We start from the raw sequence: 18,480 nt of genomic DNA on the forward strand, positions 1-18,480 counted from the left end.
GACGCCCGCGAGGGCGATGCCGCCATGAAACTCTGGTCGATCCTGGGCAACTCGCAGAAACTCGACGGCGGGGCGATGTTCGGCAACGCGCCGCGCGCGATGTGGTCCAAGTGGGCGCCGCCGGACGAGCACAACCGCATCGACCTGGCCTGCCGCGCGCTGCTGGCCTCGCCGCTGGCCGGCAAGACGGTGTTGTTCGAGACCGGCATCGGCGCGTTCTTCGAGCCCAAGCTGCGCGAGCGCTACGGCGTGGTCGAGCAGCGCCATGTGTTGGTCGATTCGCTGGCGCAGGCGGGTTTCGCGCCCGCGGACATCGACGTCGTGGTGCTCTCGCACCTGCATTTCGATCACGCCGGCGGCCTGCTGGCGCCGTGGGCCGAAGGCGAGGCGGCGCGGCTGCTGTTTCCCAACGCGCATTACCTGATCGGCCGCGAGCACTACGAGCGCGCGCGCCATCCGCATCCGCGCGATCGCGCCAGCTTCATTCCCGAACTGCCCGCGCTGCTGGAAGCCACCGGCCGGCTGGAGCTGGTCGAGGGCGAGCATTCGCGCCTGCTCGGCGAGACGGTGCGCTTCCACTACAGCCACGGTCACACGCCGGGGCTGATGCTGGCCGAGATCGTCGGCCCGGAAACGCTCGACGGCCAGGCGCACGGCGGCGTGGTGTTCTGCGCCGACCTGATTCCCGGGCGGCCGTGGGTGCACGTGCCGATCACCATGGGCTACGACCGCAACGCCGAACTGCTGATCGACGAGAAGCGCGCCTTCCTCAGCGACAAGCTCGAACGCAACGTGCATCTGTTCTTCACCCACGATCCCGGCTGCGCGCTGGCCCAGGTGGTGCGCGACGACAAGGGCAAGTTCGGCACCGCGCACGAGGTCGCCGAACTGCAGGCCAGGGCGCTGGCGGCATGAATCGCTCCGCCGCGGCGCGCGCGTTGTTCGCATTCGCGCTCGCGGCGTCGATGTGCGCGGCGCTGCCGGCCGCGGCGCAGGACGAGGACAGCGGCGAACCGATCGGCGAGCCGGTCGCCGGCAAGAACCTGCGCGATCGCGATTTCGGCGTGCTGACCCGCCAGTTCGGCCTGGACCGGCGGGTGGAGATGTACCAATGGCGGCGCGCCGCCGATCCGGCCGCCGGGCAGGGCGGCTATGAGCGGATCTGGAATTCGGCGCCGATCGATTCCTCGCAGTTCGCGCCCGGCCACGTCAATCCCGCCGGCCTGCCGCTGGAGAACAAGCGTTGGTGGTCGGAGTCGGCGACCCTCGACGGCAAGCCGCTGGACAGCGAAGTGCTGCGCGCGCTGGGCGAATGGAGCGTGTTCCGGCCCAACTTCAGCCGCCTGCCGTCGAACCTAGCGGCGACGTTCCAGCCCGAGGGCGATGGCCTGGGCAGTTCGGAGAACCCGCTGGCGCCGCAGATCGGCGACCTGCGCGTGACCTGGCGCGAACTGCGCCTGCCGGCGCTGGAAGGCAAGCTGGAACTGCGCGAGGGCGCGTGGCAGCTCAAGCCCGAAGCGGCCGCGGCCGCGCTCAACGCGGCGCCGGCGCGGCCGAGCGCGACGGTGCTGGGCGAGTTGCCGCAGGACCGGCGCTGGTCGTGGGCGTGGCTGGTGGCGGGCGTCGCGGTCGCGGCGGCCGCGTTGGTGTGGTTGCGCGGTCGGCGGCGCAGGCGCGCGGCCTGAAGCGGGCGGGGTAGAGCGCAGAGCAAAAATGGGTTGCGGCGAAAGCCGCAACCCATTTTGATTTTTGCCTCACGTTTCCGCGTTGGACCGATCGTCCCTGTAGGAGCGGCGCGAGCCGCGACCGCGGGATTGCGGCTTGCGTCGTATGCGCGATGTCGCGGTCGCGGCTCGCGCCGCTCCTACACAAGGCGACCGCGGGTTCGCGGAGGTGGGAATGCAAAAGTCCCTGCGTCTGATGGCGCTCGGTCTTGCGCGGATCGCGCCGCCATCGGGCTTCCCGCGGGAACCAGCGCCGCGCTCAGGTGTAGTGCTTGGTGCCGAAGATCTTGTCGCCGGCGTCGCCGAGCCCCGGCAGGATGTAGCCGACTTCGTTGAGGCGCTCGTCGACCGAGGCGGTGAACACCTCCACGTCGGGGTGCTTGGCTTCCAGCGCCTTCAGGCCCTCGGGCGCGGCGACCAGGAACAGTCCCTTGATGCGCTTGCAACCGGCGTTCTTGAGCAGGTCGATGGTCGCGATCAGGCTGCCGCCGGTGGCCAGCATCGGGTCGAGGATCAGCGCGGTGCGCTCGTCCATGCGGCCGGTCAGCTTCTCGTAGTAGCCCACCGGTTGCAGGGTCTGTTCGTCGCGCTGCAGGCCGACCACGCCGACCTTGGCCGCCGGGATCAGTTCCAGCACGCCCGGCAGCATGCCCAGGCCGGCGCGCAGGATCGGCACCAGGGTGACCTTGGCGCCCTTGATCCGGCGCGTGGTCACCGGGCCGGCCCAGCCTTCGACCACGGCTTCCTCAGTCTCGAGGTCGGCGGTGGCCTCGTAGGTGAGCAGGGTGGCCACTTCCGAGGCCAGTTCGCGGAACGACTTGGTGCTGTTGTCGGCGCGGCGCATCAGGCCGAGCTTGTGTTGGACCAAGGGATGGCGGACTTCTACGATCTTCATGCGGTGGCCTCAGTCGGGCGGAGCGGGCGATCCTTGCCGCAAAGGATTGATGGTTGTCGGGCGCGGCGCAAGTTCGGCGCGCGCGTTCGCGGCCGCTTGCGCCGGGTGGACGACGACGCGGAGCGTCGCGGGAACATCCGGTGGCGCGCGTCGGCAGGGGCTTGCGGTGCGCGTCGGCGGCGCAAATCCGGCGCGGCGATCCGGCGGGGCAAATCCGGCGGGGCAAATCCGGCGGGATGATCCGGCGGCAGGCTCAGTCGGCGGTGGCGTAGAGGTTGTCGCCGTCGGCGATGGCTTGCGCGACGAAGCGGGAAAACTCGCGCACCTGGGTCCGCTCGGTGAACTGCGCGGTCAACCGCTCCAGCTCCGCGTGCAGCCGCGGCAAGTCGCCGAGCAGCAGCGTCGCGTCGGCGTAGTAGTCGCGCAGCTGGTGCAGCAGCGGATACTCGTTCGGCGAAAGCGCGCGGGCGAACAACTGCGCGTGGAAGCGCTCGTCGACGACGAACAGCTTGCGCGAGTCGTGGATCGCGCTTTGGTGCCGGGCCTGGATCAGTTCGAGCGCCATGGACGGGGACCGTTGCGAGGCCCGCGAGGGCCGGCGCGCGGCATCGCCGCGCCCGGCCCGTGCGCGCCGTCGGCGTCAGGCCGTGCGCACGTAGCGGATCTCGACGCCGTCGCTGTCGCCGATCGCCGCGCGCAGCACGGTGATCAGCGAGCCGGCGTTGAGATGATCGATCTCGATCATGTCGACGGTGGCGTGGTCGATCCAGTAGTCCTGGTCCTTGCTGTCTTCCTCTTCCAGCGCCAGCACCAGGATCTGCAGCTCTTCCTCGCTGATCTCGCCGATGTCGGCGCCGGTTTCCTTGTTGGACAAACGGATCATTTCGTTTCTCTAGAAGTGAGCGGAGAGGAGTGAGGAGCGAGCAGGAGCATAAAGCAGGAAGCGGCTTCCGCTCACTTCTCGCTTCTCTTCGCTCGCTCCTGGGCAGCGGCCGTCAGGCCGCTGCCGCCTGCTGCGCCCGCGGCCCTTCGCGCAGCGCGCGGCCGACCATCGACACCAGCAGTTCCAGCTCGTCGCTGGCGATGGTGAAGTTCGGGGTGAAGCGCAGCGAGTTGGCGCCGCCGTGGATCACGCCGATGCCGCGCTCGCGCAGCCATTCCTCGGTGGAGCCGGCGCCGAAGCACTTGAACTGCGGGGCCAGTTCGCACGAGAACAGCAGGCCGGTGCCCTGGACCTTGGTGATCAGGCCGCCGAGTTCGCCCTTGAGCTTCTCCAGCTTCTCGATCGCCTCGGCGCCGCGCGCGCGGATGTTGGCCTGCAGCTGCGGAGTGACCTGTTCGAGCACGGCCACGGCGACGTCGAGCGCGCGCGGGTTGCTGGTCATGGTGTTGCCGTACAGGCCCTTGCGGTACAGCGAGGCCGCGCGCTCGCCGACGGCGAGCACCGACAGCGGGTACTGGCCGGCGTTGAGCGCCTTGGAGTAGGTCTCCATGTCCGGCGCGTCGAGGCCTTCGAAGCCGGGGTAGTCGACGATCGACAGCACGCCGTGGGCGCGCAGGCCGGCCTGGATCGAGTCGACCAGCAGCAGCGAGCCGTGGTCGCGGGTGAGTTCGCGCGCCAGCGCGTAGAACGACGCCGGCACGCCGCGGCCCGGGTCGCCTTCGCCCATCACCGGCTCCAGGAACATCGCCTCGATGAACCAGCCCTTGGCTTCGGCGTCGGCGAAGGCCTGCTTGAGCGCCTGCGCGTCGTAGGGCTCGATCGCGATCACCGAGTCTTCGCCGCGGAAGCTGGCCAGGTGCTGGTTGTAGGCCTTGCGCGAGGAATCCGAGTACAGCGCCGGGCGCTCGGTGCGGCCGTGGAAGCTGCCCTTGATGACCAGGCGCTTGATCGCGCGGCCGGCGTGGCGCGCGCCCGGGTCGGTCATCAGCTTGCTGTTGACGTCGGCGATGCGCGCGGCCAGCGAGACCGACTCGGAACCCGAGTTGAGGCAGAAGAAGCGCTCGTACGGGCAGCCGCCGCGCTGCGCGCCGATGGCCCCGCGCAGGGCGCGCTCGAAGCGCAGCTGCGACAGCGACGGGGTCATGATGTTGGCCATCACCTGCGGCTTGGCCATCGCGGCGATCACCGCCGAGGGGGTGTGGCCGAAGCCGAGCATGCCGTAGCCGCCGGAGTCGTGCAGCACCGCGCCCTTGAGGGTGATCACCCACGGGCCGCGCGCGGTCAGGGCGACGTAGGGATTGACGCCGTCGTCGGGGTAGAAGTTGACGTAGCCGGCCTGGATCGCCTGGATCTGCGCGTCCTCGTCGAGGTCGAGCAGGTCGGCGTGGAGTTCGCGGATGAGGGCGTACTCGGCGGCGGCGGCGGCGATGGCCTCGCCCAGTTCCGGGTGGGTGACGGCGAAGCGGGCGACGGTCTCGTCGTCCAGGCCGACGGTGCGGCGCTTGCCGGCGTGGGCGCGCAGCGGCGCGAGGGTGGCGAGCAACTGGGTCATGGCGGATCTCCTGCGTGTCGGTTTCGTCGGCGTCCTGCCGGGTTGTTGCGTGAGCAGACCGGTCCGCCCCCTGGGCCGGACCCTCGCAGTTGCAACGGCCTCCCCGGCCGCCAAGCGCCATCTCTCACAACGGGAATGGGTGCCGGGCCGAGTCGTCGGCGGGCGCGTCGGACCAGGCTGCGGCTAACTCGGGCTAACTCGTTGAAATGCCGGAAAACCGCGCAAAATTTTTGCGCAAGCCCTAGGGCTTTTGACGATTTTTCGTTTCATTTCAATGATTTATCGAAGTCTAGCACGTCCGCCCAACGCCGATAACCCCCTGCGCTAGGCCGCTGGCTTGGCCGCGTCGGGCGGGCCCTGGCGCGGCGGATGACGCTTGTCACCGGCGATCGGTGGCGGGCTGCACTGCCCGCCCGGGGCGGCGGAACCGACAGTGGCGGCGAGCATCGGCCCCAGCGAGCCGACCCCGGCGAGGCAGCCCATGAGCGCGATCCATCCGTTCCACCACGTCCTCGCCGCGATCGCGCGCCGGGCCCGGCCCGAGCCGCCGCGGCGCGCGGCGCCGGCCCTGGTGCGCGCGGCGCGCGCGGCCGAGCATGCGCCGCCGCACGCGCCGACGGCGGCGCGCGCCGCCGCCGCCGATGCGCGGAGCCTGCCGTGAGTGGGCGTGCCGTGAGCGCGCCTGCCGCGATCGCGTCCGTGGCGATCACGCCCGCCGCGCGTCTCACGGTTGCGGCCGACGCGGCCGAACTCGGCTAAAGTCCGCATCGTTCGTGGCCAGCGTGCGACCGAATCGTTCATTTTCCGCTGCCGCGCCGCGCGCCGAGGAGGGATCGCCGGCGCGCGCCCCATTCACCGCGCTGGTCGCCGCGATCGCCGCCCGTTATGGCGGAACGCCGGACCCACGCTCCGGCCGGTCGCGCCCGACTTCCAGGATCACCGCCCTCATGCGCACGCCCGGTCCACCGCTCGACGCCCACGACAACCTGCTGGGTTGGCACCTGGCCTCGTTGCTCTACCTGAGCTTCGTGTTCATCCCGGTGTTCAACTTCCCGGCGCCGTGGTGGATCCTGGCCCTGGCGATCGGCTCGGTGCTGGTGTTCCTGCCGCTGTACTGGGCGTTCTACCGCGGCGGCGCCACCCTGCGGCTGTGGCTGGTGCTGGCGGTGGCGGCGCTGGGCTTCGCCACCGTGCCGTTCGGCATCGGCGGCGGCACTTATCTGATCTTCGCCGCCGGCATGATCGCCAGCTTCCTGCCGCTGTGGCGCGGGCTGGCGCTGACCGCGGCGCTGTTCGCGCTGTTCGCGGCCGAATCGATCGCGACCCTGCCGGCGCAGGGCGCGCCGGTGTTCAGCGTGCTGATCCAGGCCCTGGTCGGGGCGATCGTGTTCACCGGCGTGCTGGCCGCGCGCTCGCGCGAGCGCCGCAACGCCGAACTGCGCCTGACCCAGGAAGAAGTGCGCCGGCTCGCCAGCCTGGCCGAGCGCGAGCGCATCGGCCGCGACCTGCACGACCTGCTCGGCCACACCTTGTCGGTGGTGGTGCTGAAGTCGCAGCTGGCCGCGCGCCTGATCGAACACGACAAATGCGCGGCCCAGGACCAGATCAGCGAGGTCGAGCGGGTCGCGCGCGAGGCGCTCACCCAGGTGCGCGAGGCGGTCGCCGGAATCCGCGCCAACGGCCTGCAGGCCGAACTGGCGGCGGCGCGGCTGGCCCTGCTCGGCGGCGAGATCAGCCTGGACCAGCGCCTCGACCCGATCGACCTGCCGGTCGCGGTGGAGACCGCGCTGGCGCTGGCGCTGCGCGAATCGGTCACCAACGTGCTGCGGCATGCGCGCGCGCGCCGGGTCGAGGTCGAGCTGACCGAGGACCCGCGCGGCGGCATCGTCCTGCGCGTGGTCGACGACGGCCGCGGCGGCGTGTCCGCCGAGGGCCACGGCCTGACCGGCATGCGCGAGCGCCTGCGCTCGGTCGGCGGCGTGCTGGAAATCGAATCCCCTCCCGGCGCGGGAACGCGCCTGAGCCTGCTGGTGTCGCGCGAGGCGCTCAACGCCGCGCGCCGGCTGCCGGCCGCCGTCGCTCCCGCCGGGTCCGTGCGCCAACCGGCGCTGCTCGAACGAGGTACCGCATGATCCGTTTGCTTCTGGCCGAAGACCAAGCCCTGGTGCGCGGCGCGCTGGCCGCGCTGCTGAACCTGGAACCCGACATCGAGGTGATCGCCGAGGCCGGCGACGGCGCCCAGGCCTGGGAGGCGGTCAAGCGGGTGCAGCCGGACGTGGTGGTCACCGACATCGAGATGCCCGGCATGACCGGCATCGACCTGGCGATGCGGGTGCGCGACTCGGGCATGCCGACGCGGGTGGTGATCGTCACCACCTTCGGCCGCGCCGGCTACCTGCGCCGGGCGATGGACGCGGGCGTGCGCGGCTACCTGCTCAAGGACGCCCCGGCCGGGCAACTGGCCGAGGCCCTGCGCCAGGTCCACCGCGGCGGCCGCGCGATCGACCCGCAACTGGCGGTGGCGGCGTGGAGCGACGAAGACCCGCTGACCGAGCGCGAGCGGCAGGTGCTGCGGCTGGCCGGCGAGGGGTTGTCGACGGCGGAGATCGGCGAACGCCTGCACCTGAGCCAGGGCACGGTGCGCAACTACCTGTCCGAGGCGATCGGCAAGCTCGACAGCAGCAACCGGATCGAGGCCTACCGGCGCGCGCGGCAGAACGGCTGGCTGTAATCCCGCCCGTAGCCCCCTGTAGGAGCGGCGCGAGCCGCGACCGCGGGGTGGCCGTTCGCGGCGGATGTTCGGTGCCGCCGGTATGGTGGATAGGAGGCCTTGGAGCCCCTGATTAACAGTCAGCGGCTCTGACGAGAATTCAGCGCTTAAGGCGGACCGGGGCGGGATCTCGCCCCGGCGGTGTGCGTCGGCGCTTACAGGGCCGCGTCGCGGCTTGTGACCGAAGGAAATCCCTTGGGGCGCCGCTCCTACAGGCAGATCGCGTGGCGTCGAGGGCGGTTCGGGCTGCGGTCATGCGCGGCTGAACCGCCGTTTTGGCGCTCGCGGGCATTAGCCGGGATAATGGCCCGTTCTCTTCCCCGATCCGAACCGGCTATACGGCCGGGAGCGCGGCCGATTGGCCGGGCGTCGGACGGGGCGGCGCCTGGCGCTCAATCACTTCGGTTCCCTTTGAAAAAGTCCGACTTCCATTACGACCTCCCGCCCGAGCTGATCGCCCAGGCGCCGCTGCCGGAGCGTTCGGCCAGCCGGCTGCTGCGGGTGCCGCCGGCGCCGGCCGCGCTCGAGGACCGCAACGTCCGCGACCTGCCGCAGTTGCTGCAGCCCGGCGACCTGCTTGTGTTCAACGACACCCGGGTGATCCCGGCGCGGCTGTTCGGGCAGAAAAGCACCGGCGGGCGGGTCGAGATCCTGATCGAGCGGCTGCTCGGCGGCAACGAGGCGCGCGCCCAGCTGGGCGTGAGCAAGTCGCCGAAGGAAGGCGCGCGCATCGCCCTGGACGCCGGCGGCGAGGCCGAGGTGCTCGGCCGCGACGGCGAGTTCTATCGGCTGCGCTTCCACGTGTCCGAGTCGCTGGAGCAGTGGCTGCTGCACGCCGGCCGCCTGCCGCTGCCGCCGTACATCCAGCGCGAGCCCGGCCGCGACGACGCCGAGCGCTACCAGACCGTGTTCGCGCGCGAAGTCGGCGCGGTGGCCGCGCCCACCGCCGGGCTGCATTTCGACGAGTCCTTGCTGCAGGCGCTGCGCGAGCGCGGCGTGCAGTTCGGCCACGTCACCCTGCACGTCGGCGCCGGCACCTTCCAGCCGGTGCGCGCGGACGATCTGAGCCAGCACGTGATGCACAGCGAATGGCTCAACGTCGGCGCCGGCCTGGTCGAGCAGATCCGCCGCACCCGCGCCGCCGGCGGCCGCGTGATCGGGGTCGGCACGACCGTGGTGCGCGCGCTGGAGAGCGCGACCCGCCAGGGCGGCGGCGAACTGCAGCCCTATGCCGGCGAGACCCGCTTGTTCATCCTGCCGGGCTACCGCATCCGCTCGGTCGACGCGATGGTCACCAACTTCCACCTGCCGGAAAGCACGCTGCTGATGATGATCTCGGCCTTCGCCGGCAAGCAGCGCGTGTTCGACGCCTATGCGCACGCGATCGCGCAACGCTATCGGTTCTTTTCGTACGGCGACGCGATGTTGTTGTCGGCGACCGAAGAGACGTAGCGCCGCCGCAGCTTCAAGACGTCCGGACTCTTCGGCCAGCCTCGAACCCCACGCCCGTCATTCCGGCGAAAGCCGGAACCCATTTTGATCTTGCTGTCCGCTGCGACGAATCACGAGCAACGGCAAAATGGGTTCCGGCTTTCGCCGGAATGACGGGACCGCGGGGTTTCGGCTCTGGCTTCTACCGATTCCCGAACCCGATCCCCGCCCCCCGATTTTCAGATTCAGCCCCCCGCGCGTCGCCCCCATGCGCCCGCTACCCACCCAAGGAACCCGCGCATGAGCCGCATGTCCTTCCAACTCCTCGGCCAAGACGGCGCCGCGCGCCGCGGCCGCCTGACGTTCCCGCGCGGCACGGTCGAAACCCCCGCGTTCATGCCGGTCGGCACCTACGGCTCGGTCAAGGGGATCATGCCCGAGCACGTGCGCGAGCTCGGCGCGCAGATCATCCTCGGCAACACCTTCCACCTGTACCTGCGCCCGGGCCTGGACGTGATCGGCGACCACGGCGGCCTGCACGGCTTCGCCCGCTGGAACGGGCCGATCCTGACCGACTCCGGCGGCTTCCAGGTGTTCTCGCTCGCGCACCGGCGCAAGATCACCGAGCAGGGCGTGACCTTCGCCTCGCCGGTGGACGGCAGCAAGGTGTTCCTCGGCCCGGAAGAGAGCATGAACATCCAGCGCGTGCTGGATTCGGACATCGTCATGATCTTCGACGAATGCACGCCGTATCCGGCCACCGAGGACGTCGCGCGCAAGTCGATGGAGCTGAGCCTGCGCTGGGCCGAACGCTCGAGGAAGGCCCACGAGGGCAACGACGCGGCGCTGTTCGGCATCGTCCAGGGCGGCGTCCACCACGGCCTGCGCACGCGCTCGGCCGAGGGCCTGAAGGCGCTCGGCTTCGACGGCTACGCCATCGGCGGCCTGGCCGTGGGCGAGCCGGAGGCCGAGCGCAACGAGATGCTCGAGCACACCTGCCCGCAACTGCCGCAGGACCGCCCGCGCTACCTCATGGGCGTGGGCCGGCCCGAGGACCTGGTCGAGTCGGTCGCGCGCGGCGTGGACATGTTCGATTGCGTGATGCCGACCCGCAACGCCCGCAACGGCCACTACTTCACCGCCCAGGGCACGGTGCGGGTGCGCAACGCCAAGTACGAGCGCGACCTGCGCCCGATCGAGGAGGGCTGCGACTGCTACGCCTGCGCCAACGGCTTCAGCCGCGCCTACCTGCGCCACCTGGACCGCTGCAACGAGATGCTCGGGCCGATGCTCGGCACCCTGCACAACCTGCGCTACTACCAGCGGCTGATGGCGCAGATGCGCGCGGCGATCGAGCAGGGAACCTTTGCCGCCTTCCGCGAGTCCTTCTACGCCGCACGCATGTAAACGCCGTCCGCCCGCACAGCGGGCGGACTCTCTGTCCCCTTCTCCCGTCCGCGGGAGAGGGCAGGGGGGAGGGCCTCCCAGCCGCCGTCGCCCGCCGCCCCGTACAGGGCCGGCGCGGCCTGCGGCGACCCCCGGCCCGGCCCGAAAGCGTGCGCCCCGGCCCAGATCCGACCCGGCTCCGCCCGGATCGGGGCCGGCCGTAGCCCCGGCCCGGCCGTGGCATAATCCCCGGCTATTTTTAGTTCCAGGACTTCACAGATGAACCTGCTCGACCTCCTGATCGCCCCCGCCTACGCCCAGGCCGCCGCCGGCGCGCCCTCGGCGGGCCCGCTCGGCAGCTTCGGCGGCCTGGTCCTGCCGCTGGTGCTGATCGCGGTGATGTACTTCCTGATCTTCCGCCCGCAGATGAAGCGCGCCAAGGAACACCGCGCGATGCTGGAGAAGCTGTCCAAGGGCGACGAAGTGCTGACCAACGGCGGCATCGCCGGCACCGTCACCAACATCGGCGAGAACTTCATCACCGTCGAGATCGCCCCGAACGTGGCCATCCGCGTCCAGCGCGGCGCGATCGCCAACGTGCTGCCGAAGGGCACCTTGAAGTCGGCCTGAGCCGACGCCACGCCATCTTGAGAAGCGGCGGCCGGGGAGGCCGTCGCAGGGGTTTTCGATGCTGACCTTCGCGCGCTGGAAATACTTCGCCATCCTGGCGGTCCTGATCCTCAGCGTGATCTACGCGCTGCCCAACGCTTATCCGCAAGACCCCTCGGTCCAGGTCTCCGCCGCCAAGGCCGGTACGACCGCGATCGACGCCTCGCTGGCCAAGCGCATCGAGGGGATCCTGGCCGAGGCCAAGATTCCGGCCAAGTCGGTGCTGGTGGAAGAGCAGGGCAACCTGCTGGTGCGCCTGGCCGACACCGAACAGCAGACCCGCGCCGCCGACACCCTGCGCCCGCGCCTGGGCGGCGACTACGTGGTCGCGCTGAGCCTGGCGCCGACCGCGCCGAAGTGGCTCGAATCGCTGGCCGCCAAGCCGATGCCGCGCGGCCTCGACCTGCAGGGCGGCGTCCACTTCGTCATGCAGGTGGACCAGAACGCCGCGCTCGACAAGCGCCTGGACGCCTACGTCGAGGACATCCGTTCGACCCTGCGCGACGCCGGCGTGCCCTACACCTCGGTGGTGCGCCGCGGCAACGAGGCCCTGGTCGCCACCCTCGGCCAGAACGCCGACAAGGCCAAGGCGCAGGAGCGCCTGCGCACCGCGTTCCCGAACCTGATCATCAACCTCGACGGCCAGACGGTCGCCCTGGAAGTGCCGCAGGCCGAGCTCAGCCGGATCGCGCTGGAAGCGGTGGAGCAGAACCTCAACACCCTGCGCAACCGCATCAACGCCTTCGGCGTGGCCGAGCCGGTGATCCAGCGCCAGGGCACCGACCGCATCGTGATCCAGCTGCCGGGCCTGCAGGACACGGTCGAGGCCAAGCGCCAGATCGGCGCCACCGCGACCCTGGAGTTCCGCGCCGTCACCGGCGACGAGCGCGCCGCCGAGGCCGCGCTGAAGGACCGCAGCATCCCGCCGGATTCGCGCATCTACTACACCCAGGACAAGGTCCCGCTGCTGCTGTCCAAGCGCCTGCTGGTCTCCGGCGACCAGCTGGTCAACGCCCAGCCGCTGACCGATTCGCAGACCGGCGAGCAGGGCGTGGACATCAACCTCAACAGCGTCGGCGGCCAGCGCATGCTCGAGCACACGCTGGAGAACGTCGGCAAGCGCCTGGGCATCGTCTACGTCGAGCAGATCCCGACCACCAGCATCGTCGACGGCAAGGAAGTGCAGTCGGTCCGCACCGAGGAGCGGGTGATCAACTCCGCGACCATCCGCGGCGTGTTCGGCAAGAGCTTCCGCACCACCGGCCTGAGCGCGGAAGAATCCAAGTCGCTGGCCAACCAGCTCAAGTCCGGCGCCCTGGCCGCGCCGATGGTGTTCGTCGAAGAGCGCGTGGTCGGCCCGAGCCTGGGCGCGGAGAACGTCAAGCGCGGCACCACCGCGGTGCTGTACTCGTTCGTGTTCGCGCTGAGCTTCTTCCTGATCTACTACCGCGTGTTCGGCCTGATCACCTGCCTGGCGCTGGTGCTGAACCTGCTGATGGTGGTGGCGCTGATGTCGCTGATGGGCGCGACCATGAGCCTGCCCGGCTTCGCCGGCCTGGCCCTGTCGGTCGGCATGTCGGTCGACGCCAACGTGCTGATCAACGAACGCATACGCGAGGAATTGCGGGCCGGGGTGCCGCCACAGGCGGCGATCGCCACCGGCTACGACAAGGCCTCCGGCACCATCTTCGACTCCAACATGACCGCGCTGCTGGCCGGCGTCGCGTTGTGGGCGTTCGGCACCGGTCCGCTGCAGGGCTTCGCGATGACCATGATCATCGGCATCCTGACCTCGGTGTTCACCGCGGTCACCGTGTCGCGCGGCATCGCCACGCTGATCTACGGCGGCCGCCGCAAGCTCAAGTCCATCGCGATCTGACGGGAGAACCCTGACATGAAGATTTTCCCGCTGACGCTGCTGCCCAACGACGCCAACATCGACTTCATGCGCCTGCGATGGGTCTCCATCGCGGTCGCGGCGATCATCATGTTCGTCGCCATCGGCGCGATGGGCACGCGCGGTTTCAACTACGCCCTGGACTTCACCGGCGGCAACCTGATCGAGGCGCAGCTGGACAAGGCGCTGTCGCTGGACGCGGTGCGCGACAAGCTCGCCGCCGACGGCTACGACAGCGCCCAGGTGCAGACCTACGGCTCCGGCAACCAGCTGCTGATCCGCCTGCAGCCGCGCGAGGGCGAGAGCGGCGACGCCGCCACCGCGCACGCGGCCGAGGCGGTGACCCGCGCGGTCGTCAGCAACGGCGGCACCGCCAAGATCGTGCGCAACGAGTTCGTCGGCCCGCAGGTCGGCAAGGAACTCGCGCTCAAGGGCCTGTACGCGCTGGTGTTCGTGGTGGTGGGCTTCCTGATCTACATCGCCTTCCGCTTCGAATGGAAGTTCGCGGTGGCGGCGATCATCACCACCCTGCACGACGTGATCGTGGTCGCCGGCTGGTTCGCCGTCAGCGGCCACGAGTTCGACCTGACCGTGCTGGCCGGCATCCTGTCGGTGATGGGCTACTCGATCAACGACACCATCGTGGTGTTCGACCGCGTGCGCGAGAACTTCCGCACCATGCGCGCCGATCCCGAGACGGTGCTGAACAAGTCGATCAACCAGACCCTGTCGCGCACCATCATCACCTCGTTCGTGGCGTTCCTGACCGTGCTGGCGCTGTACCTGTACGGCGGCGGCTCGCTGCGCGGCATGGCCGAGTCGCAGATGCTGGGCATCATCATCGGCACCTTGTCGTCGATCTTCGTCGCCTGTCCGCTGCTGACCCTGGGCCTGCTCAAGGTCACCAAGCAGGACCTGATGCCGAAGGCCAAGGACGAAGCGGCGCTGGCGCGCCGGCCGTAAGCGGTTTTCGCGTCCGTATCCCGGAACAGGCCGCGCGCGAGCGCGGCCTTTTTCGTGGGCGCTGGCGGAGACGGGCCGCCTCCGGTTCCGCCCGACGCGCCCGCGCGGCCGTTCTGCGGCGCAGGTTCGCGCGCGGGCGGCCGCGGCGGCGCTACCGTGGCGGCACCGGCCCGCGGGCCATACGAACGAGAGGGCGCAGCATGGACCGAGTCACCGCGGGTTGCCTGTGCGGCAAGGTGCGCCTGGTCGCGAGCGGCCGCCCGTATCGCGTCGGCGTGTGTCATTGCCTGGATTGCCGCAAGCACCACGGCGCGCTGTTTCAGGCCTCGGCGATCTTCGCCGAAGCCGCGGTCGCGATCGAAGGCGAGACGCGCGCCTACGCTGGCCGGCACTTCTGCCCGGACTGCGGCTCCTCGGTGTTCGGCCGCAGCGGCGACGAAGTCGAAGTGAATCTCGGCGCGATGGATGCGCCTGGCCGGTTCGCGCCGACCTACGAGCTGTGGACGATCCGGCGCGAACCCTGGCTGCCGGCGTTCGCGGGGACCCGCCGCTACGAGCGCGATCGCGAAGGCGCCGGCCGCGGCGAAGCGCCGGACGTGTGATCCGGCGCGGGCCCCTGCAGGAGCGGCGCGAGCCGCGGCCGCGGGGTCTGCGCTCGCGGCGAAACGGGAGCCGTGGCTGCGCTGGCGCGGTCGCGGCTCGCGCCGCTCCTGCAGGGAGGCGTGCGACACCGCGGCGATTGACCGCGCCGGCGCTACGCGGAAGACTGCTGCGGCCACGACTGCGCAAGGATCGGTATGAAGTCGGACAAGAACGTGCCGCGACGGTTCGCGCCCGCGCTGGCGGCGGCCGCGATCGCCGCGACGCTCGCCGCGAGCGGCCTGGCGTTCGCGCAAGCGCACGATGAGGCGTTCTTCAAGCGCGACATCGCCTATTTTCACGAGCGCTCCGCGATCAGCGTGCATGCGCGCCTGCTCGGCGCGCAGGCCGTCGCCGATCACCACGGCAGCGACGGACGCTTGGGCTATCGCACCTTCCGCGTCCGCGCCCGCGCGCTGGAAACGTTCAAGGGCGATCCGCCGGGCGAGTTCGATTTCGAAGTCACCCAGGAGCAGCCGAGCCAGCCGCCCGACGGCGGCGACTACATTCTCAACCTCAGCCGCACGCCCGAGGGCCGGCTGTACCCGACCGACGACAGCGTGGGCTGGATCCGGGCCACGCCCGGTCTGCTCGCCCACGCCCGCGGCCTCAAGCGCTGAGCGCCACCGGAGACCGACTTGGAAACCCCCATTCCCGACGCGCCGCCGAACGCGGAACAGATCGAATACTGGAACGGCGCGGTCGGCCTGCGCTGGCTGACCTACAACGACTGGCTCGACGAACGCACCGCCGCCTACGGCCGCGCGGCGTTCGCCGCGGCCGCGCCGCGACCCGGCGAGGCCGTGCTCGACATCGGCTGCGGCGCCGGCGCGACCACGTTCGAACTCGCGCGCGCGGTCGGCCGCGACGGTTCGGCGACCGGCATCGACATCTCCGCGCCCTTGCTCGGCCGCGCGCGCGAACGCGCCGCCGCGCTCGGCCTGGCGGTCGAGTTCCTCGAAGCCGACGCCAGCCGGCCGCCGTTCGCGCCGCAGCGCTTCGACCTGTTGTTCTCGCGATTCGGAGTAATGTTCTTCGACGACCCGGTCGCGGCCTTCGCCGAACTGCGCAAGACCCTCAAGCCCGGCGGCCGCATCGCGTTCGCCTGCTGGCAAGAGCCGCGGCTCAACGATTGGTACGAGTTGCCGCTGGCCGCGATCGCGCACCTGGTCGAGCGCGCGCCGGTGGACACGCGCCAGCCGGGGCCGTTCGCGTTCAGCGATCCCGGCTACACCCGCGAAGTGCTGACCGCGGCCGGTTTCGCGCAGATCGGGCTGGCGCCGTTCGCCACGCCGTTCTACCTAGGCCGCGGTGCCACCCGCGAGGCGATGGCCGACGACGCGATGGAGCAGGTGTTCCGGGTCGGGCCGGTCGCGCGGCTGTTGGAGGGGCGCGGCGAAGAGCTCAACGCAGCGGCGCGCGATGCGATCCGCGCGGCGCTGCTGCAACTGGCCGACGACGACGGGCTCGAAGTCGGCGGGGCGATCTGGGTGGTGACGGCGCGGGCGGGGTGAGCGCGCCCGCCTCGGCGCGCGAGGCAAGCCGGTACCATCCGATCGCGCGCCCGTCGCGGCGTGAGATTCGGGAACGCCAACGAAAAACGCCGCGACGGGCGCGGCGTTTTTCGTTCGGCAGCGGCGCCGTCGCGGCGCGCCGGCTCAGTCGAACGCGGCGGCGTAGCCGGTGTTGACGATGCGCTGCTGCAGCGCTTCGGCGATGCGCAGGTTGCCGGCCACGATCTGCCGCGGCGGCAGGCCGCGGTTGTCCATCGGCCCGGTCGCGCGGCCCTTGAAGTCGGAGACCTTGCCGCCGGCCTCGCGCACCATCAGCACGCCGGCCGCCACGTCCCAGGGCTTCAGGCCGGCTTCGAAGTAGGCGTCGGCGCGGCCGCAGGCGACGTAGGCCAGGTCGAGCGCGGCCGAGCCGGTGCGGCGTACGTCCTCGGCGTCGAGCAGCAGGTTGTCCAGGCACTTGAGGTGGGCGCTGGCGCGGGCGCGTTCGCGCGGCGGGAAGCCGGTGATCAGCATCGCGCCGCCGAGGTCCTTGCGGTCGGCGATGCGCACGCGCTTTTCGTTGAGCTGCATGCCGCTGCCGCGGCTGGCGGTGAACAGGTCGTTGCGCAGCGGGTCGAAGATCACGCCGTGGGTCGGCTCGCCGTTTTCGCACAGCGCGATCGACACGCAGAAATGCGGGATGCCGTGCAGGTAGTTGCTGGTGCCGTCGAGCGGGTCGATGACCCAGGTGTTGCGCGACTGGCCGAGCGGGCCGTGCTCTTCGCCGAGGATGGCGTAGTCGGGCGTGGCGCGGCGGAATTCCTTGATGATCTCGGCTTCGGCCAGGCGATCGACTTCGCTGGCGTAGTCCATGCGGTCCTTCTCCACCACGTTGAGCGCGTCCAGGCGGTGCATGTGGCGCAACAGGATGTTGCCGGCGGCGCGGGCGGCCTTGACCATGAGGGTGACGGCGGGTTTCTGCATGGCTTTACGGCCTCGGGCGGAATGAGGTGGGGACGGCTGACGGGGGGAAAGAGCGGGCCGGCGCCTGTGGCCGGGGCGGGGAGTTTACCATCTGCGCATGAATCACGATCCCCGCGAACCCGCCCCGACCGCCCAGGCGACCGAAAACGCCAACCCGAACGCCAACCCTAAGGCCAACCCGCTCGAGGCTGCATCGGCGCCCGCGCCCGGCCCGGCGCCCGGCGACGAACCCGCCGCCATCGACCCGGCCATGGCCCGCATCCGCGTCGTCCTGGTCGGCACCCAGCACCCCGGCAACATCGGCTCGGCGGCGCGGGCGATGAAGACCATGGGCCTGTCGCGGCTGGTCCTGGCCGCGCCGGAGAAGGCCCCGGACCGCGACAGCTACGCCCTGGCCGCCGGCGCCGACGACGTCCTGGCCGCGGCGACCGTCGCGCCGGACCTGGCCGCCGCCGTGGCCGACTGCCATTTCGTGCTCGGCTGCACCGCGCGCAGCCGGCGCATCGCCCTGGAGCAGTTCGACCCGCGCCAGGCCGCCGCGCTGTGCGAGGCCCGCGCCCGCGCCGGCAGCGAGGTCGCGCTGGTGTTCGGGCGCGAGCGCACCGGCCTTGAAAACCACGAATTGCAGTTGTGCCACGCCGCCGTGCACATTCCGGCCAATCCGGCCTACAGCTCGCTGAACCTGGCCGCGGCGGTGCAGGTGCTCAGCTACGAGCTGCGCATGGCCTCGCTGGCGGCGTCCGCGCCGGCGGCGGCGCCTGCGCCGCTGCCCGCGGCGATCGTGGGCGACGGCGGCGACCGCCGCGAGCCGCCGGCCAGCCACGCCCAGATGGAAGGCTTCTTCGGCCAGCTCGGCCAGGCCCTGGACGCGATCGACTTCCACAAGGGCCGCACGCCCGAGGCGGCGATGCACAAGCTGCGCCGGCTGTTCCTGCGCGCCCAGCTCGACGAGCGCGAAGTGCGCCTGTTGCGCGGCGTGCTGGCCGACGTGGAGCGCACCGCGATGCTGCTGGCCGCCGCGCAGAAGCGTTGACGCGCCCGCGGCCGTCGCGACGCCGGTCGCCGCGGCGCGCTGCGCCATGCGGGCCGGCGCGGCCGAACTATCGGCCGCCCCGGGGTTTCGATTACGCTGCC

Annotated in this window: 19 protein-coding genes; 14 read left to right on the forward strand and 5 right to left on the reverse strand. The window is 70.9% G+C overall.

What is annotated here, in order from left to right; all coding sequences use genetic code 11:
- The first annotated feature begins 24 nt into the window (after positions 1-24).
- Positions 25-915, forward strand: coding sequence for an MBL fold metallo-hydrolase (locus JHW41_RS08230; RefSeq protein WP_078996672.1), 891 nt, complete (start codon positions 25-27; stop codon positions 913-915).
- Positions 912-1,685, forward strand: a complete 774-nt coding sequence (locus JHW41_RS08235) for a TMEM43 family protein (RefSeq protein ID WP_250449591.1) — start codon at positions 912-914, stop codon at positions 1,683-1,685. Before JHW41_RS08230 ends, JHW41_RS08235 begins: the two co-directional genes overlap by 4 nt.
- A gap of 298 nt (positions 1,686-1,983) precedes the next feature.
- On the opposite strand, the gene upp is transcribed toward JHW41_RS08235, so the two are convergent.
- From upp to JHW41_RS08255, 4 genes are all read right to left on the reverse strand, one after another.
- Complete coding sequence (gene upp / locus JHW41_RS08240; protein WP_057948355.1) at positions 1,984-2,619, reverse strand: uracil phosphoribosyltransferase; 636 nt, start codon at positions 2,617-2,619, stop codon at positions 1,984-1,986.
- Positions 2,620-2,872: 253 nt separating this feature from the next.
- Positions 2,873-3,184 (reverse strand): hypothetical protein, encoded by a 312-nt coding sequence (locus tag JHW41_RS08245; protein ID WP_250449592.1) that lies wholly within the window; start codon positions 3,182-3,184, stop codon positions 2,873-2,875.
- A gap of 75 nt (positions 3,185-3,259) precedes the next feature.
- Positions 3,260-3,502 (reverse strand): hypothetical protein, encoded by a 243-nt coding sequence (locus JHW41_RS08250; protein WP_057948353.1) that lies wholly within the window; start codon positions 3,500-3,502, stop codon positions 3,260-3,262.
- Positions 3,503-3,614: 112 nt separating this feature from the next.
- Entirely contained in the window at positions 3,615-5,114 is a 1,500-nt protein-coding gene (locus tag JHW41_RS08255) for an aminotransferase class III-fold pyridoxal phosphate-dependent enzyme (RefSeq protein WP_057948352.1), read from the reverse strand.
- A gap of 376 nt (positions 5,115-5,490) precedes the next feature.
- On the opposite strand from JHW41_RS08255, the gene JHW41_RS08260 reads away from it, so the two are divergent.
- From JHW41_RS08260 to JHW41_RS08310, 11 genes are all read left to right on the forward strand, one after another.
- The gene (locus tag JHW41_RS08260) at positions 5,491-5,775 is read left to right on the forward strand and encodes a hypothetical protein (RefSeq protein WP_250449593.1); all 285 of its coding nucleotides are present in this window, start codon (positions 5,491-5,493) and stop codon (positions 5,773-5,775) included.
- 286 nt (positions 5,776-6,061) lie between these two features.
- Positions 6,062-7,246 carry a sensor histidine kinase gene (locus tag JHW41_RS08265; protein WP_057948351.1) on the forward strand — a complete coding sequence of 395 codons (1,185 nt, stop codon included), beginning with the start codon at positions 6,062-6,064 and terminating at the stop codon, positions 7,244-7,246.
- Positions 7,243-7,845, forward strand: a complete 603-nt coding sequence (locus JHW41_RS08270; RefSeq protein WP_057948350.1) for a response regulator transcription factor — start codon at positions 7,243-7,245, stop codon at positions 7,843-7,845. The genes JHW41_RS08265 and JHW41_RS08270 overlap by 4 nt, the downstream gene beginning before the upstream one ends.
- Before the next feature lie 450 nt (positions 7,846-8,295).
- Complete coding sequence (gene queA, locus JHW41_RS08275; protein ID WP_250449594.1) at positions 8,296-9,336, forward strand: tRNA preQ1(34) S-adenosylmethionine ribosyltransferase-isomerase QueA; 1,041 nt, start codon at positions 8,296-8,298, stop codon at positions 9,334-9,336.
- Positions 9,337-9,615: 279 nt separating this feature from the next.
- Positions 9,616-10,722 (forward strand): tRNA guanosine(34) transglycosylase Tgt, encoded by a 1,107-nt coding sequence (gene tgt / locus JHW41_RS08280; protein WP_250449595.1) that lies wholly within the window; start codon positions 9,616-9,618, stop codon positions 10,720-10,722.
- 258 nt (positions 10,723-10,980) lie between these two features.
- Entirely contained in the window at positions 10,981-11,331 is a 351-nt protein-coding gene (yajC, locus tag JHW41_RS08285) for a preprotein translocase subunit YajC (protein ID WP_057948347.1), read from the forward strand.
- A gap of 58 nt (positions 11,332-11,389) precedes the next feature.
- On the forward strand, positions 11,390-13,249 hold the full coding sequence (secD, locus tag JHW41_RS08290; RefSeq protein ID WP_250449596.1) for a protein translocase subunit SecD: 1,860 nt from the start codon (positions 11,390-11,392) through the stop codon (positions 13,247-13,249).
- 15 nt (positions 13,250-13,264) lie between these two features.
- A complete protein-coding gene (secF, locus tag JHW41_RS08295; RefSeq protein ID WP_250449597.1) occupies positions 13,265-14,230 on the forward strand; it encodes a protein translocase subunit SecF in 966 nt (321 codons plus the stop codon).
- 200 nt (positions 14,231-14,430) lie between these two features.
- Entirely contained in the window at positions 14,431-14,832 is a 402-nt protein-coding gene (locus JHW41_RS08300; RefSeq protein ID WP_250449598.1) for a GFA family protein, read from the forward strand.
- Positions 14,833-15,027: 195 nt separating this feature from the next.
- Positions 15,028-15,489 (forward strand): hypothetical protein, encoded by a 462-nt coding sequence (locus JHW41_RS08305; protein ID WP_250449599.1) that lies wholly within the window; start codon positions 15,028-15,030, stop codon positions 15,487-15,489.
- An 18-nt stretch (positions 15,490-15,507) separates the two neighbouring features.
- The gene (locus JHW41_RS08310; protein WP_250449600.1) at positions 15,508-16,383 is read left to right on the forward strand and encodes a class I SAM-dependent methyltransferase; all 876 of its coding nucleotides are present in this window, start codon (positions 15,508-15,510) and stop codon (positions 16,381-16,383) included.
- A 144-nt stretch (positions 16,384-16,527) separates the two neighbouring features.
- Here JHW41_RS08310 and JHW41_RS08315 read toward each other — a convergent pair whose 3' ends face one another.
- On the reverse strand, positions 16,528-17,346 hold the full coding sequence (locus tag JHW41_RS08315) for an inositol monophosphatase family protein (RefSeq protein WP_057948341.1): 819 nt from the start codon (positions 17,344-17,346) through the stop codon (positions 16,528-16,530).
- 250 nt (positions 17,347-17,596) lie between these two features.
- Here JHW41_RS08315 and JHW41_RS08320 point away from each other — a divergent pair, with 250 nt between their 5' ends.
- Complete coding sequence (locus JHW41_RS08320) at positions 17,597-18,379, forward strand: RNA methyltransferase (protein ID WP_250450851.1); 783 nt, start codon at positions 17,597-17,599, stop codon at positions 18,377-18,379.
- The last annotated feature ends 101 nt before the right edge of the window (positions 18,380-18,480 follow it).

The sequence above is a fragment of the Lysobacter enzymogenes genome (genome assembly GCF_023617245.1).
In the GTDB taxonomy this organism is placed as follows: domain Bacteria; phylum Pseudomonadota; class Gammaproteobacteria; order Xanthomonadales; family Xanthomonadaceae; genus Lysobacter; species Lysobacter yananisis.